This is a genomic window from Acinetobacter sp. BY419, from assembly GCF_019038395.1.
GTDB lineage: Bacteria > Pseudomonadota > Gammaproteobacteria > Pseudomonadales > Moraxellaceae > Acinetobacter.
In genome coordinates this window covers 1-13,443 of record NZ_JAGFXZ010000034.1, presented here as the reverse complement: position 1 = coordinate 13,443, position 13,443 = coordinate 1, and the positions used below count along the sequence as shown (strand labels likewise).

10 protein-coding genes are annotated in these 13,443 nt (G+C 44.9%); 5 read left to right on the top strand and 5 right to left on the bottom strand.

Annotated features, from left to right (window positions below; translation table 11 throughout):
- Positions 1 to 843: 843 nt before the first annotated feature.
- From gyrB to dnaA, 4 genes are all read right to left on the bottom strand, one after another.
- Positions 844 to 3,315 carry a DNA topoisomerase (ATP-hydrolyzing) subunit B gene (gene gyrB / locus KUG37_RS12190; RefSeq protein ID WP_216937911.1) on the bottom strand — a complete coding sequence of 824 codons (2,472 nt, stop codon included), beginning with the start codon at positions 3,313 to 3,315 and terminating at the stop codon, positions 844 to 846.
- A gap of 56 nt (positions 3,316 to 3,371) precedes the next feature.
- Positions 3,372 to 4,451 (bottom strand): DNA replication/repair protein RecF, encoded by a 1,080-nt coding sequence (gene recF, locus KUG37_RS12185; RefSeq protein ID WP_216937913.1) that lies wholly within the window; start codon positions 4,449 to 4,451, stop codon positions 3,372 to 3,374.
- Positions 4,452 to 4,477: 26 nt separating this feature from the next.
- Positions 4,478 to 5,626 carry a DNA polymerase III subunit beta gene (dnaN, locus tag KUG37_RS12180; protein ID WP_216940472.1) on the bottom strand — a complete coding sequence of 383 codons (1,149 nt, stop codon included), beginning with the start codon at positions 5,624 to 5,626 and terminating at the stop codon, positions 4,478 to 4,480.
- A 108-nt stretch (positions 5,627 to 5,734) separates the two neighbouring features.
- A complete protein-coding gene (gene dnaA, locus KUG37_RS12175) occupies positions 5,735 to 7,111 on the bottom strand; it encodes a chromosomal replication initiator protein DnaA (RefSeq protein WP_216937933.1) in 1,377 nt (458 codons plus the stop codon).
- Between the two features lie 660 nt (positions 7,112 to 7,771).
- On the opposite strand from dnaA, the gene rpmH reads away from it, so the two are divergent.
- The 5 genes from rpmH (at position 7,772) to mnmE (ending at position 11,878) form a co-directional block, all read left to right on the top strand.
- Entirely contained in the window at positions 7,772 to 7,906 is a 135-nt protein-coding gene (gene rpmH / locus KUG37_RS12170; RefSeq protein WP_000831329.1) for a 50S ribosomal protein L34, read from the top strand.
- A gap of 29 nt (positions 7,907 to 7,935) precedes the next feature.
- Positions 7,936 to 8,328 carry a ribonuclease P protein component gene (gene rnpA / locus KUG37_RS12165; protein ID WP_216937935.1) on the top strand — a complete coding sequence of 131 codons (393 nt, stop codon included), beginning with the start codon at positions 7,936 to 7,938 and terminating at the stop codon, positions 8,326 to 8,328.
- 9 nt (positions 8,329 to 8,337) lie between these two features.
- Complete coding sequence (yidD, locus tag KUG37_RS12160) at positions 8,338 to 8,658, top strand: membrane protein insertion efficiency factor YidD (RefSeq protein WP_005173498.1); 321 nt, start codon at positions 8,338 to 8,340, stop codon at positions 8,656 to 8,658.
- Positions 8,659 to 8,663: 5 nt separating this feature from the next.
- Positions 8,664 to 10,427 carry a membrane protein insertase YidC gene (yidC, locus tag KUG37_RS12155; RefSeq protein ID WP_216937938.1) on the top strand — a complete coding sequence of 588 codons (1,764 nt, stop codon included), beginning with the start codon at positions 8,664 to 8,666 and terminating at the stop codon, positions 10,425 to 10,427.
- Between the two features lie 92 nt (positions 10,428 to 10,519).
- The gene (gene mnmE, locus KUG37_RS12150) at positions 10,520 to 11,878 is read left to right on the top strand and encodes a tRNA uridine-5-carboxymethylaminomethyl(34) synthesis GTPase MnmE (protein ID WP_216937940.1); all 1,359 of its coding nucleotides are present in this window, start codon (positions 10,520 to 10,522) and stop codon (positions 11,876 to 11,878) included.
- A 43-nt stretch (positions 11,879 to 11,921) separates the two neighbouring features.
- On the opposite strand, the gene KUG37_RS12145 is transcribed toward mnmE, so the two are convergent.
- The gene (locus KUG37_RS12145) at positions 11,922 to 13,067 is read right to left on the bottom strand and encodes an MFS transporter (RefSeq protein WP_216937942.1); all 1,146 of its coding nucleotides are present in this window, start codon (positions 13,065 to 13,067) and stop codon (positions 11,922 to 11,924) included.
- Between the last annotated feature and the right edge of the window lie 376 nt (positions 13,068 to 13,443).

Below are 13,443 nucleotides of genomic sequence, written 5' to 3'. Positions count from 1 at the left end.
TGATTTTATATAAAAATAGAAAACCAACCCTGATGGCTGCGGGGCTGCCATAACCCCAAAAGGGATGTGGCACTAAGCAGAAATTTAAATTTAAAACGCTATTTTAAAGTCAAAAGCACTTACCCACAAGGCCGGTAAATTAATTTTAAATTTAAACACCAGAAAACACTGGAGAGGCAATTGCTTGTGGATAAATACTATCTTATTCACATAATTTAATATGGATAACTTTGCAGTTATCCACAAATTTGATCATATTTGGAGCAAGTTTTAAAACAATACTATTCACATATTATTTTTGGTACGAGAATATCCTGTAAAAAGTCATTGAAAAATTATAATTTCAATCATCAAAACCCAATAATCTTGTATTTACTATTTTCCAGTTCAATCCATCTTCGGTCTTTAGTCTGTTCTTCGCTGTACAGGTATCCCCCATGCGTCAGCTCTGGCTTATGGTTTCCACATGCCATTTTAGTACCGCATGTGCAAGCTGCTCATAGCATACATAGCCACCTTCCCCGCCTATCCTTTTCAAGGATTGCTATAAAATCCTCTGGTTCACACATAGTGGCTCAATACATCATGTCACCACTATAGAGAATGCATTCGCCCAGATCTCATACTTCTCTTTAAACTGACTATTCCTGGATAATTCCTTTTTCAGGTCGATTTATCACCACTCATATCTGACTTTTTGAGACTCAAATCAGCTACTCATATGGCAAAAAAGCACGATCTAGATTGCAATGATTCCGAACTTCAGATGACATTCACCTAAAGTTTGCGTAAAAAAAAGCGCCTCAAAAGGCGCTTTTTTAGCTTTAATTTTATCCTGATGGATCAGGTATCAATATCTGCATTCAAGGCATTTTCTTCAATGAAAGCACGACGTGGTTCAACATCGTCGCCCATCAGACAAGAGAACATACGGTCTGCTTCAATCGCATCTGTGACTGTCACTTGCAGCATGTTACGGTTGTCTGGATCCATGGTGGTTTCCCACAACTGGTCTGCATTCATCTCGCCCAGCCCCTTATAGCGCTGGATCATCATGCCACGACGTGAATCAGACAGAATATGCTGCCAGACCTGATGGAAATTGCTGACCTGAATCTTGCGATCACCTTTTTGCAAATATGCACCCTCTTCCAGCAGGCTAAACCAGCTCTTCGAGTTCTTCAATAAACGTGCATATTCACTTGAACCTAACAGTACCGAGTCTAACAGGTAGCTATGTGGCAGGTTATGTACATAGATGGTGATGCGTGGTAACCAGCTTGCAGTTTTCTGACCATCTGCCAGTTCTTTTTCAAAACGTTCCAGGGTTAATTCCGGACGTAATTTCGGCTGAATAGCTTCAATCGCTGCACGCAGATTTTCACCCCATGTTTCCACATAGGTTTTGTCTCCCAGCTGGTCCAGCTTAAAGCCCTCTAGTGAGAGTAGGGCATCGAGCAGACTCGCCGGATAACGCTGGGTCAAACGCGCCAAACTTTTCTGTGACGTTTGATAATCAGCAATTACATTCGCGAGTGCTTCACCACGAATTGCGGGAGCCTCTGCACTGACATGCAGCTCCAGCTCATCAATCGCATTGGAAATCAGATAGGTTTCCAATGCATCATTGTCCTTGATGTACTGTTCCTGCTTGCCTTTTTTCAGTTTGTACAGCGGTGGCTGCGCGATATAGATATGACCACGTTCGACTAATTCTGGCATTTGACGGAAGAAGAAAGTCAGCAGCAAGGTACGGATATGCGAACCATCCACGTCAGCATCGGTCATAATGATGATTTTGTGATAACGCAGCTTGTCCGGATTATATTCTTCACGACCAATACCACAGCCGAGTGCAGTAATTAAAGTACCGACTTCAGCAGAGGAAATCATGCGGTCAAAACGGGCACGTTCCACGTTCAGGATCTTACCTTTCAGCGGTAAAATCGCCTGCATCTTACGGTTACGGCCCTGCTTGGCCGAACCACCTGCAGAGTCACCCTCGACCAGGTACAGTTCAGACAATGCCGGATCTTTTTCCTGACAATCGGCCAGTTTACCTGGAAGGCCAGCAATATCCAGCGCACTCTTACGACGTGTCATTTCACGGGCTTTACGCGCTGCATCACGAGCACGCGCTGCATCAATAATCTTGCCGGCAATAGCCTTCGCTGCTTGCGGATTTTCCAACAGGTATTCAGAAAATGCCTTGTTCATAGCCTGTTCAACCGCAGTCTTCACTTCACTTGACACCAGTTTTTCTTTGGTTTGTGAAGAGAATTTTGGATCAGGTACTTTGACTGACACAATGGCAGTCAGGCCTTCACGTGCATCATCACCCGAGACGACAACTTTTTCCTTTTTCAGGATATTTTCGCTGTCCATGTAGTTATTTAAACCACGGGTCAAAGCAGCACGGAAACCGGCTAAATGCGTACCACCATCCTTTTGCGGGATGTTATTGGTAAAGCAGCGCACGTTTTCCTGATAGGAATCATTCCACTGTAATGCCACTTCTACCGTAATACCGGTCTCGGGCTGTGCAGCAGTGAAATGGAAAATATCATTTAAGTGAGTCTTACCTTCGTTAATATATTTAACAAATTCAGACAGACCACCTTCATAGTCATAGACATTTTCAAGATTAACGCGTTCATCGCGAAGTACAATGCGTACACCTGCGTTCAGGAATGACAGTTCACGCAAACGACGCGCTAAAATATCGACATTGAAGATCGTTTGGCTAAACGTTTCAGCACTTGGGTAGAAACGAATGGTGGTACCCGATTCATCTGTAGTGCCTGTTTCACGTAATTTATAAACAGGATTACCATGATGGTATTCTTGTTCATAAGTTTTACCTCTACGTCTGATGTTTAATAGTAATTTTTCAGAGAGTGCGTTTACCACAGAAACACCGACGCCATGCAGACCGCCAGAGACCTTATAACTGTTATCGTCGAACTTACCCCCGGCATGCAGAATGGTTAAAATTACCTCTGCTGCAGACACGCCTTCTTCAGAGTGAATATCGGTTGGAATACCACGGCCATTGTCAGAAACTGAAACCGATTCATCTTCATGGATCGTCACTATAATTTCATCACAGTGGCCTGCCAAGGCTTCATCAATCGAGTTATCGACTACTTCGAACACCATGTGGTGCAGGCCTGTACCATCGTCTGTGTCACCAATGTACATGCCCGGACGCTTACGGACTGCGTCTAAACCACGTAATACCTTGATGCTAGAGGAATCATAAGCCTTTTCAATGGTTTGTTCTGTTTGAGAAGCAGCTTGATCGTCTGAACTCATGGTTTCTCCCTAGTGAAAAATAGGTCTATCCCAAGATGGGTAAAACTTCAAAAATATTATTGCACAACTTGAACCGTACCGTTTTCAACACTGAATAACTGATATGAGATAGACAAATCATGTAAGTGCTTTTGTACTGATTCATGGTCTAAGGTGGTAATAAAAACTTGACTACCAAGTTGGCTCAATCGCTCAATTAAACGTTGTTGTGCGGTTAAATCTAATTCTGCTGTCACATCATCTAATAATACCACAGTTTCCTTATTACAAGAATGGAGCATTGCGATTTGCGACAGTTTTAGTGCGATCATCAGCAGCTTTTTCTGACCCCGCGACAGGATCACATCGGCATCCCCCATCGGGGTCTTTAAACGCAAATCCGCGCGATGTGGACCATATTCGGTGTAGCGTCGCTCACAGTCTTTTTCATGCTGATTGGTCAGGTCATTCAGCAGGCCTGTTTCACTATGAAAGCCCGGGCTATATTCCAGACTGACTTGCAGGTCAGGCAATAACTGTTTCAGATCATTTTCAAAAAATGGCTTCCATTGTTCCACAATGCCAACACGTTGCGAATGTAAAATCTCGCCATATTCGCTGAGCATCTGATTCCACGGTTCCAAATCGGACAGACTCAGAAAGCGTTTGCTTTTGAGCAGACTGTTCCGCTGTTTCAGCGCACGCGAATAATATTGCCAGGCATGATAAAACTCTGGTTCCACGTGGAACATCAGCCAGTCGAGTAATTGACGTCGTGGCTTGGCACCATGATCAATAATATCGGTACTTTGTGGGTCAATCAGCTGTAAGGGCAACATTTTAGCCAGCTGGCCCTGAGTCGCGACCAGATCGCCATTGACCTTGATCACCTGCTCCCCGCTGGCCATTTTTTGCATGCCAATTTTTTCAGTCGCGGACTGTGCAAACACAATCGCGTCCTGTGCACTATGCTGGATATAGTTTTTTGGGATATGGGTACGGAAAGAACGCCCGGCAGCCAGTAAATGAATTGCCTCTAAAATAGAGGTTTTACCTGAACCATTTTGGCCATAAAAAACATTAAACGGCTGCAATCCGTGGAGAGCAACCGTCTTTAAATTCCGTACACGCTCAATATGTAAACGCGTAATATGCATGTCTTATACGAGTATCAAAGCGCGGCTTAAACACGCATTGGCATTACGACATAAGTTTGATCGGTATGGGCCGGGTCCTGTACCAGGACCGACTGATTTGCTTCAGTCATGGTCATCGACACATCATCGCCATCCAGTATACTCAGCACTTCAATCAGATACTGCGCATTGAAAGACATCTCAAGCGGTGAATCTGCATATTGAATTGCCAGATCTTCAATCGCTTCATCCTGCTCCGGGTTATTCGCGCGAAGTTGCAAAGAATCGGCATTGAAGTTTAGGAATACCCCACGCAGCTTTTCATTACTCAAAATTGCCACACGTTGTAAAGACTGCTTGAACACGTCATGTGCAATCATCACTACTTTGTCGCCACCACGTGGAATTACACGGCGATAATCCGGGAATTTACCATCAATCAGCTTGGTGGTGAAACGTACGGTAATATCAGCCTGCTCCTTGTCACGACTTGGCATCGTAATGGTCACATTGAGCAGTTCACGACCAATCAAGAGAGATAATTGCTCATCTTCAACGCTGAGCAGACGCTGTAATTCTGCAACCGCCTTACGTGGCACAATCGCCTGAATCGGCTGGGTTGCAGTGGATTGTGCTGTCGTTTCACAAAGTGCCAGACGGTGGCCATCGGTGGTAACTGCACGCAGCTGATTGGCATCAATTTCCAGCAAAGTACCGGTCAAGTAAAAACGCACATCCTGCACTGCCATGGCAAAAGCTGTCTTTTCAAAGAGACGTTTCAGTTCACGCTGGGTCACGATCACTTGCGTGCCTTGGGTATTTTCGGTATTCAGTAATGGATAATCATCAGCAGGTAATGTTCCCAGTACAAAACGGCTATTGCCTGATTTAAGGATACAGCGCTGATCTTCAGTAATATGCAAATCCACTAATGCCGCTGAAGGAAGGGACTTACAGATATCAATCAGCTTGCGTGCAGGAACTGTGGTCTCACCTTCCTGCAAATATGCACCTTCAGCCAGAGCAGTACTCGCCACCAGTTCAACTTCCAGATCGGAACCGGTCACGGTCAATGCTTGCGAAGTCACCTGAATTTTCAGGTTAGACAGGATATTCAAGGTATGGCGACGTTCAACCGCTCCTACGACATGTGAGAGAACATTCAGTAAGCTTTCTTTCGCGATTTTTAAACGCACGGTGCATTCCTCTAAAGCTGAAGATTAATATAGAAAAAGTGAATTTTTAACGGTTTACTATGCGGCAAAAGAAGCCGCATAGCAAGAATAGAATTTGAGCGATTTAGGTCAACTTTGCAACAGGCGTTGCAGGTTTTTATAGTCTTCGTTAAAGATCGGATCTTCCTCACGCAGGCTCTGCACTTTCTCGCAGGCATGCATCACGGTACTGTGATCACGACCACCAAAAGCCATGCCAATTTCCGGAAAGCTGTCTCCGGTCAATTCACGTGCCAACCCCATCGCCAGCTGACGTGGACGAGCATAAATCCGGGTACGTTTTGGACCAACAATCTCTTTTAATGGAATACGGAAATATTCACTGACCACACGCTGGATGTTTTCGGTACTGATGGTACGGGCACGAATCGCCAGTACATCCTTTAAAGATTCACGCACCACATCCAGATCAATCGGTGTGCCTTTAAAACGGGAAATCGCCACCACTTTATTCAGCGCACCCTCAAGCTCGCGTACATTGGCCACGACCTGCTGGGCAATAAATAAAGCGCAGTTACGCGGCAAATCAACCTGATTGCTTTCGGCTTTTTTAAGTAAAATTTCAATTCGGGTTTCAATATCGGGTGGTTCAACACCGACGGACAACCCCCAGGAAAACCGTGAAACCAGACGCGGATCCAGTTCGGTCAGCTCTTTTGGATAGCGGTCCGAGGTCAGGATAATCTGTTTAGACTCATCCAGAAGTGCGTTAAAAGTATAGAAAAACTCGACCAGGCTGGCTTCTTTACCCGCCAGCAAATGGATGTCATCGACTAGCAACAAATCCAGAGAACGGCAGTTTTTCTTAAACACTTCCACTTTGCCCTGCTGCAACGAGCTGACAAAATCCTGTACAAAACTTTCTGCGGTCATGTACATGACGCGTGCATTCGGTTTGGCCTGCAATAATGCATTGCCCACAGCCTGCATCAAATGGGTTTTACCCAGACCAGTCGGTCCATATAAAAATAACGGGTTGTGCTGTGAAGCGCCGAGCTGAGTTAAGACCTTACGACAGGTTTCTGCTGCCATCTGGTTAGACCGGCCTTCCACAAACAGCGAGAAGGTAAACAACGGGTTCAACTGACGTCTGCGGCTATTTTTTCCACTGTCTTCTTTTTCTTTCTTCGGCTTCTGCACCGGCATGGGGGTCGAGGTCAAAGCCGCAGTCGTGGTCGCTGGCTGCTCACTGGCCGATAAAATCGCGCCTGGACGTGAATCCACTAAAATTTCGACTTTGCGTACGCGTCCCTCAGACAGCTGTTCTGCCAAAATCGTAATCAGCTCCAGATGATGTTCTTGAATGTAACGCGTCCAGTAAGGATTAGGTGCATACAGACGCAGGCTGTCTTCGAGCTCTTCCGCAACCAATGGGCGAATCCACATTGTAAAGACATTTCCAGAGAGCTCTTGTCGCAGGCGATTTAAGCAGTCCGTCCAAAGCATGTGAATCCCCTATTCATTCCATTGTTCATTCAAAAAGATGACCGCGACCAAAAGCGGGTCGCCATTCTAACCAAGTTATCCACATCTGTCATGACTATTCCCACAAAAACTGTGCAAAAAGAAATCACCCTGCATAAATTCAAATTTAAACCGCGGTGTGGATAAGTTTATCCGCAAGCTGTGGATAAAATATATCACAAAGTTATCCACAAAGTATAAAATCTTTAGAAACAGTCTTATCCACAATATAAGTTTATGTTTAATAAAGTAAAAAGTGGCTTATCCATAGAAAAATAGCTCCCTAATAGTAATAAATTTAAATTTATAAATTTGAATTTATTAATAAGATCGCTAGTTTTTGTGGATAACTCAGGATGTTTCGAATTTAAATTTAAATTCACAGGTTGAAATTCATCACTGGATAAATTGTGGATAACTTTGTTGATAGAGTTGTTTATAACTTATATGTCTTTAAAAAACAAACGTTTATATTGTGATTAATTAAACTTTAGTCATTTTTCAATCTTTTTCCCCTGAAAACCATTGTAAAAATCTTTTTTAGACTTATTTGAAAAGAAAACCGCTTTTGCATTGACAGCTCAAGCAATGAGCACTAAAATCGCGGACCTTCATAGAAAGATCATTTTTTGGAGTTTCAATATGAAACGTACATTCCAACCGTCTGAATTAAAGCGTAAGCGTGTTCATGGTTTCCGTGCTCGTATGGCTACTAAAGCTGGTCGTCAAGTATTAGCTCGCCGTCGTGCAAAAGGTCGTCATAGCTTAACTGTTTAATCAGTTACGCTAAGACGATTTTGGGTGTTATGACAAAACTTTATAGTTTTGGCACAGAGTTGCGATTACGCTGTGCTGCCGATTATAAAGGTGTGTTTGATGGTGCGCTTTTTAAAGTGCATCAACCCCATTTCTTATTTCTTGCAAAACATTCCGAACTGCCAAATAGCCGTTTGGGTTTAGTTGTTGCTAAGAAGAAAGTGCGCCGAGCACACGAACGAAATAGAGTAAAACGACTTGCTCGCGAAAGTTTTCGCCTGCATCAACAGCAATTAGATGACTTAGACATTGTAATCATGCCAAAAATAGGTGTGGAAGCAGTGCCTAATGCAGAATTGCACCAGCAATTACAATTTGCTTGGCAAAAGCTTAACCGTCTTGCCAAAAAGCATCCCAAAATAGCCCCCTCCCCACAAAAGTAGAGTTGGCCAATGGTACGTTTACTGCATTGGTTGATACGTTTCTATCAGATTGCGATCAGTCCTTTATTGGGGCCGCGCTGTCGTTATATTCCAACTTGTTCTCAATATTCCTTGGAAGCAGTCCAAATACATGGGGCTGGACGTGGAGTGTGGCTGGCTACTAAGCGTATTTGCCGTTGTCATCCGTGGGGGGGCTCGGGATATGATCCTGTTCCCTCAAAAGCGATTCGTTTTATTTCATTTCAGCAAATAGATTCTCAAACGCTTCACGTTGCTGTACCCTTTCGTGATCGTTTATTGAACCAAAATCACTCTCACCACTTGGGGTAATACATATGCAACAATGGGCCAGGATTGCAATTCTCGGAGCCATGTTTGTTGTCGCATATTTGCTCATTTTGGCGTGGCAAAAAGATTATGGAAATGCTGAAACAAAACCGCAGCAGGAAACTGCTGTTGTTTCGCATGACGTATCTGCAGATTTGCCAAATGGTCAGACGGCTACAGTTGCCTCTGATCTGCCACAAGCGAATATGCCAGCACAGCAAGCCACGGATGCCACAGCACCTGTAAGTCAGCAGCTTATTTCAGTACAAACTGACCTTTATCATCTTTGGATCAATCCTAAGGGTGGTGATATTGTTCGTGTTGAATTACTCAATCATGACAAGAATAAAGACAGCGATGAACCATTCGTAATGCTGGAAAGCGATGCGAAACGGACCTATGTCGCCCAGTCGGGCCTGATCGGTCTGAATGGACCGGACAGCAGCCGTAACGGCCGTCCAACGTATGAGATGGAAAAAACCACTTATACCTTGGCAGATGCGAAAACAGTCAAATCTAAAGATGGTAAAAACCTGAAAGTATTGTCTGTACCGCTGGTCTATAAAACTGCTGATGGTGTCGAGATTATCAAGACCTTCAATTTCACTGAAGGTGAATATCCGGTCGTGGTCAACCACAAAGTGGTCAACCGCAGTGGCCAGACCTGGCAAGGTCAGATGTTCGGTCAGATCAAACGGGATAACTCGGAAGACCCAGGTAAATCCGATCAAGGGATCTTCACACTGGGAACATTCCTGGGCGGTGCATGGGGTACTCCGGACGAGCAGTACAACAAGCTTAAATTCGACAATTTTGTTGAAGAAAAAGTCAGTACTGAAGCGACAGGTGGTTGGGTGGCGATGGTACAGCACTACTTTGTCAGTGCATGGGTTCCAGGTCATCTGAAGCTGACTCAAGGCAATGGCGAAGCATATAGCGCCAAGCTTGAATCACGTAAATCAACTGACAACATGAACATCATCGGTTTTACTTCACCGACGTTCAATGTGCCTGCAGGTACAGTGGCTGAAGTTGATGCGACCTTCTATTCAGGTCCAAAAATCCAGTCAGAACTAAAAGATTTGGCCCCGGGTTTAAACCAGACAGTGGATTATGGCTGGTTATGGCCAATCGCGAAATTGCTGTTTGTGGGTCTTGAATTCTTCCATGGTCTGGTGGGTAACTGGGGCTGGGCAATTATTCTGTTGACCATTCTGGTGAAACTGATCCTGTGGCCATTGTCATCGAAGAGCTATCGCTCGATGGCGAAAATGCGCGTGATTGCGCCAGAAATGCAACGGATGAAAGAAGAGTTCGGTGAAGACCGTATGCGCTTCTCTCAAGAAATGATGGCGTTGTACAAGCGTGAACAGGTCAATCCGCTTGCGGGCTGTTTACCGCTGTTATTACAAATGCCAATCTTCCTGGCTTTGTACTGGGTATTGATGGAATCGGTTGAACTGCGTCATGCGCCATGGATTTTGTGGATTCAGGATTTATCCTCAATGGATCCATGGTTTATCCTGCCGTTGTTAATGGGTCTGACGATGTATATCCAGCAGTCGTTAAATCCGCAACCTACTGATCCAATGCAGGCGAAAGTCTTCAAGTTTATGCCGATTATCTTTACGGTATTCTTGTTGTTCTTCCCGGCAGGCCTGGTTCTATACTGGATCGTCAACAACTTGATCACGATTCTGCAACAAACTTTGATTAACAAGTCTGTTGCCAAAGATCGTGCCAAACGTGATGAGGCCACTCCAGCCAACTAAGTTGTACGGATAGGCTGAATAAATCCGCTTAAGATGGTAATCTTAAGCGGATTTTTTTTGGCTGTACTTTTGAGTCCTTGCAGGTGAATTTTATGCTCAACCGAACCACAACTATTGCTGCGATTGCAACTCCACCAGGACGTGGCGGCGTTGGGGTGATTCGCCTGTCTGGCCCAAAATCCTATGAAATTGCTCAAACCCTGACACAAAAACAACTCCCCCAGGCCCGTTTTGCTGGTTTTCGCCAGTTCTACGATGCGACAGGTGAAGTCATGGATGAAGGACTGGTCATTTGTTTCCCGAATCCAAACTCATTTACCGGTGAAGATGTGGTGGAGCTACAAGGTCATGGCGGGCCCATAATTCAGAATGCCCTGCTTGGCCGTTTACTAGAGCTGGGAGCCACTGCAGCCAAAGCGGGTGAATTCTCCATGCGTGCTTTCGAAAATGGCAAGCTGGATCTGGTGCAGGCTGAGGCAATTGCCGACCTGATTGATGCAAGCTCGCAAGCAGCCGCCCGTTCTGCCGTGCGTTCTTTACAGGGTGCATTTTCAAGCAAAGTCAATGCTGTACTTGAGCAGCTGATTCACCTGCGCTTGCATGTGGAAGCGGCGATTGATTTCCCAGAAGAAGAAATCGACTTTTTGGCCGATGGCAAAATTCTGAATTTACTCGATGGTGTGGCCACGACAGTAACACAAGTTCAGCAATCGGCACGTCAAGGTCAGCTGTTGCGTGAAGGTTTACAGGTAGTGATTGCCGGTAAGCCGAATGCCGGTAAATCTTCATTGTTGAATGCGCTGGCCGGAATTGAACGTGCGATTGTGACCGATATTGCGGGAACCACACGTGATGTGCTGCATGAAAAAATCACCTTAAATGGTTTGCCGATTACCCTGACCGATACCGCAGGCTTGCGTGAGACCGGGGATATTGTAGAAAAAGAAGGGATTCGCCGTGCGATTAAAGAAATCGAACAGGCCGATTTATTGCTGCTGGTCTACGATTTAAGCCAGGGTGAAGATCCGCTGCAACTCGCTCAGGAATATTTTGCTGAACATATTGAGCCGAAACGTTTAATGCTGATCGGGAATAAGTGTGACCTGACTGGTGCTGAAGCTGCAATTGGGGATTTAAATGGTTTTCGGCATATCGCAGTCTCTGCCAAGCAGGAAACCGGCGTACAAGCGCTTATAGAAGCGATTACCGCCCATGCAGGCTTCCAGCCTGAAGAAGATACCTTTATTGCGCGTACCCGTCATTTAGACGCAATGAAGCGCACTCAGCTCTATTTGGCTGAAGCTCGGGAACAACTGGTGGTGTATAACGCGGGTGAGCTGGTGGCGGAATCCTTACGTCTGGCACAAAATGCTTTAGGCGAAATTACCGGTGACTTTAGTGCCGATGATTTACTCGGCAAGATCTTTGGATCGTTCTGTATCGGAAAATAACTTTAAAGATCATAAAAAAGCCTGCACAGATGCAGGCTTTTTTTTAGGCATTTAGCTGGGTTTTTGGAAAGGCACGCCAAAGTGCAACACACAGCATCCCAATGGCTATACAGAAAGTGATCACAGCAACATCTAGCCCCCAGTGATCGGCCAGATAGCCCACGGCAATAATCGGCACAATAGTGCCCAGATAACCAATAAATAAATAGGTCGACATTACAGCAGCCCGGTTTTCAGTATCCGTCATCAGATGAATAAAACCAAAAGCCCCTATCAGCACCAGACCATGACCCATACCAAATAAAATATCGCTGACAAAAAAGAGAAAACTGATTTTAAACAGCATACAGATACTTAAACTGAGCAGGCTGATCAGCATGGTGATTAGACCACTCAAGAGACATTTTGCTGCGGTCACCGCTCTTGCCAGGTATTGCACCAGGGCAGAGATGAACAGGATACTGGTAATGGCCAGTCCACTGACCAAGGGCCCATGCCACGGTAAAATATCCGTTAAAAATGAAGGTGACAGTGAAGCAAATAAACTAAAGGCCGCAAAGGCACTAAAAGCCGCAAGGCTGATAATAATAAAGACTGGCTGAAACTGTGCTGCCGGACGTTGCAGTTTCGGTGCCATACTAAAAGGCTGCGGAATGAACTCGGGTGTCCGCATCCAGAACAGGCCCACAAAACACAGTACTGCCCCTGCAATAATGGGAAAATAGGGTGTTACCAAGGGAGTAGCCGAAAACTGGGCAATCACGCCTCCAACCAAAGGTCCCAGACCAAAACCCACTGCGGTAATGATTGAAATCAGCTGTGGTGCGATCTGTCTATGGCTCTCTGGAATGCTATACATCAAACCAATCATGGCCGAAGTGGTCATAAGGCCGGAAGCAATGCCAATAATAAAACGCCCGAGCGATAGCACCAGTGCATTCTCGGCAAAGACAGAAATGATGAGACCTAGCGTGATCAGGGCAAGACCCACCTGTAAGGTACGCAAAAAACCAATACTATTGCTGGTACGACCTAAAAATAACAGGGTCGAGAGACAGCCAAACATATAGGCCACAAAAATATAGGTGATCTGACTCGGTAGCAAATGCCAGAGCTGTTGATAAATCGGATATAGCGGGCTTGCCAGGGCGGTACCAATCGTGCCCATAATCAGGGTCAGACTCACTATCAAGAATGGTTGCCAAGGGGTTGTTGGTGTCATGAAGATGCCGTTATTGTGTTAATCCTGGGCCAATCCATGTCAGGGTATAGCGAGGAATATTGAGAAGGATTTGCAGTTTAGAATGCGCCAGGAAAAATGGTCAAGCCTGAATCGTTTTGATGACAGATAAAATTGATTTAATTTCTAAAATAAATATTATAAATCAATATCTTATTATATTTATTATGATTATTTTAAATAAAGATCATCTTAATCTAACCCGAATCGCGGATAAGAAATTGACTTGAAAAATAAGAGGACTAGAGCCATCAGTTGAGTTACCACACCAAACTCACAACTCTAGTCCTGATGTTCAATAGTACCGAATTATTCTGCGTAATTG

Bases quoted from the DNA above. Each gene is read 5' to 3' on its own strand.
- rnpA (WP_216937935.1), top strand. From the start codon at position 7,936: ATGACAAAACTTTATAGTTTTGGCACAGAGTTGCGATTACGCTGTGCT.
- yidC (WP_216937938.1), top strand. From the start codon at position 8,664: ATGCAACAATGGGCCAGGATTGCAATTCTCGGAGCCATGTTTGTTGTC.
- dnaA (WP_216937933.1), bottom strand. From the start codon at position 7,111: ATGCTTTGGACGGACTGCTTAAATCGCCTGCGACAAGAGCTCTCTGGA.
- mnmE (WP_216937940.1), top strand. From the start codon at position 10,520: ATGCTCAACCGAACCACAACTATTGCTGCGATTGCAACTCCACCAGGA.
- yidD (WP_005173498.1), top strand. From the start codon at position 8,338: ATGGTACGTTTACTGCATTGGTTGATACGTTTCTATCAGATTGCGATC.
- gyrB (WP_216937911.1), bottom strand. From the start codon at position 3,315: ATGAGTTCAGACGATCAAGCTGCTTCTCAAACAGAACAAACCATTGAA.
- recF (WP_216937913.1), bottom strand. From the start codon at position 4,451: ATGCATATTACGCGTTTACATATTGAGCGTGTACGGAATTTAAAGACG.
- rpmH (WP_000831329.1), top strand. From the start codon at position 7,772: ATGAAACGTACATTCCAACCGTCTGAATTAAAGCGTAAGCGTGTTCAT.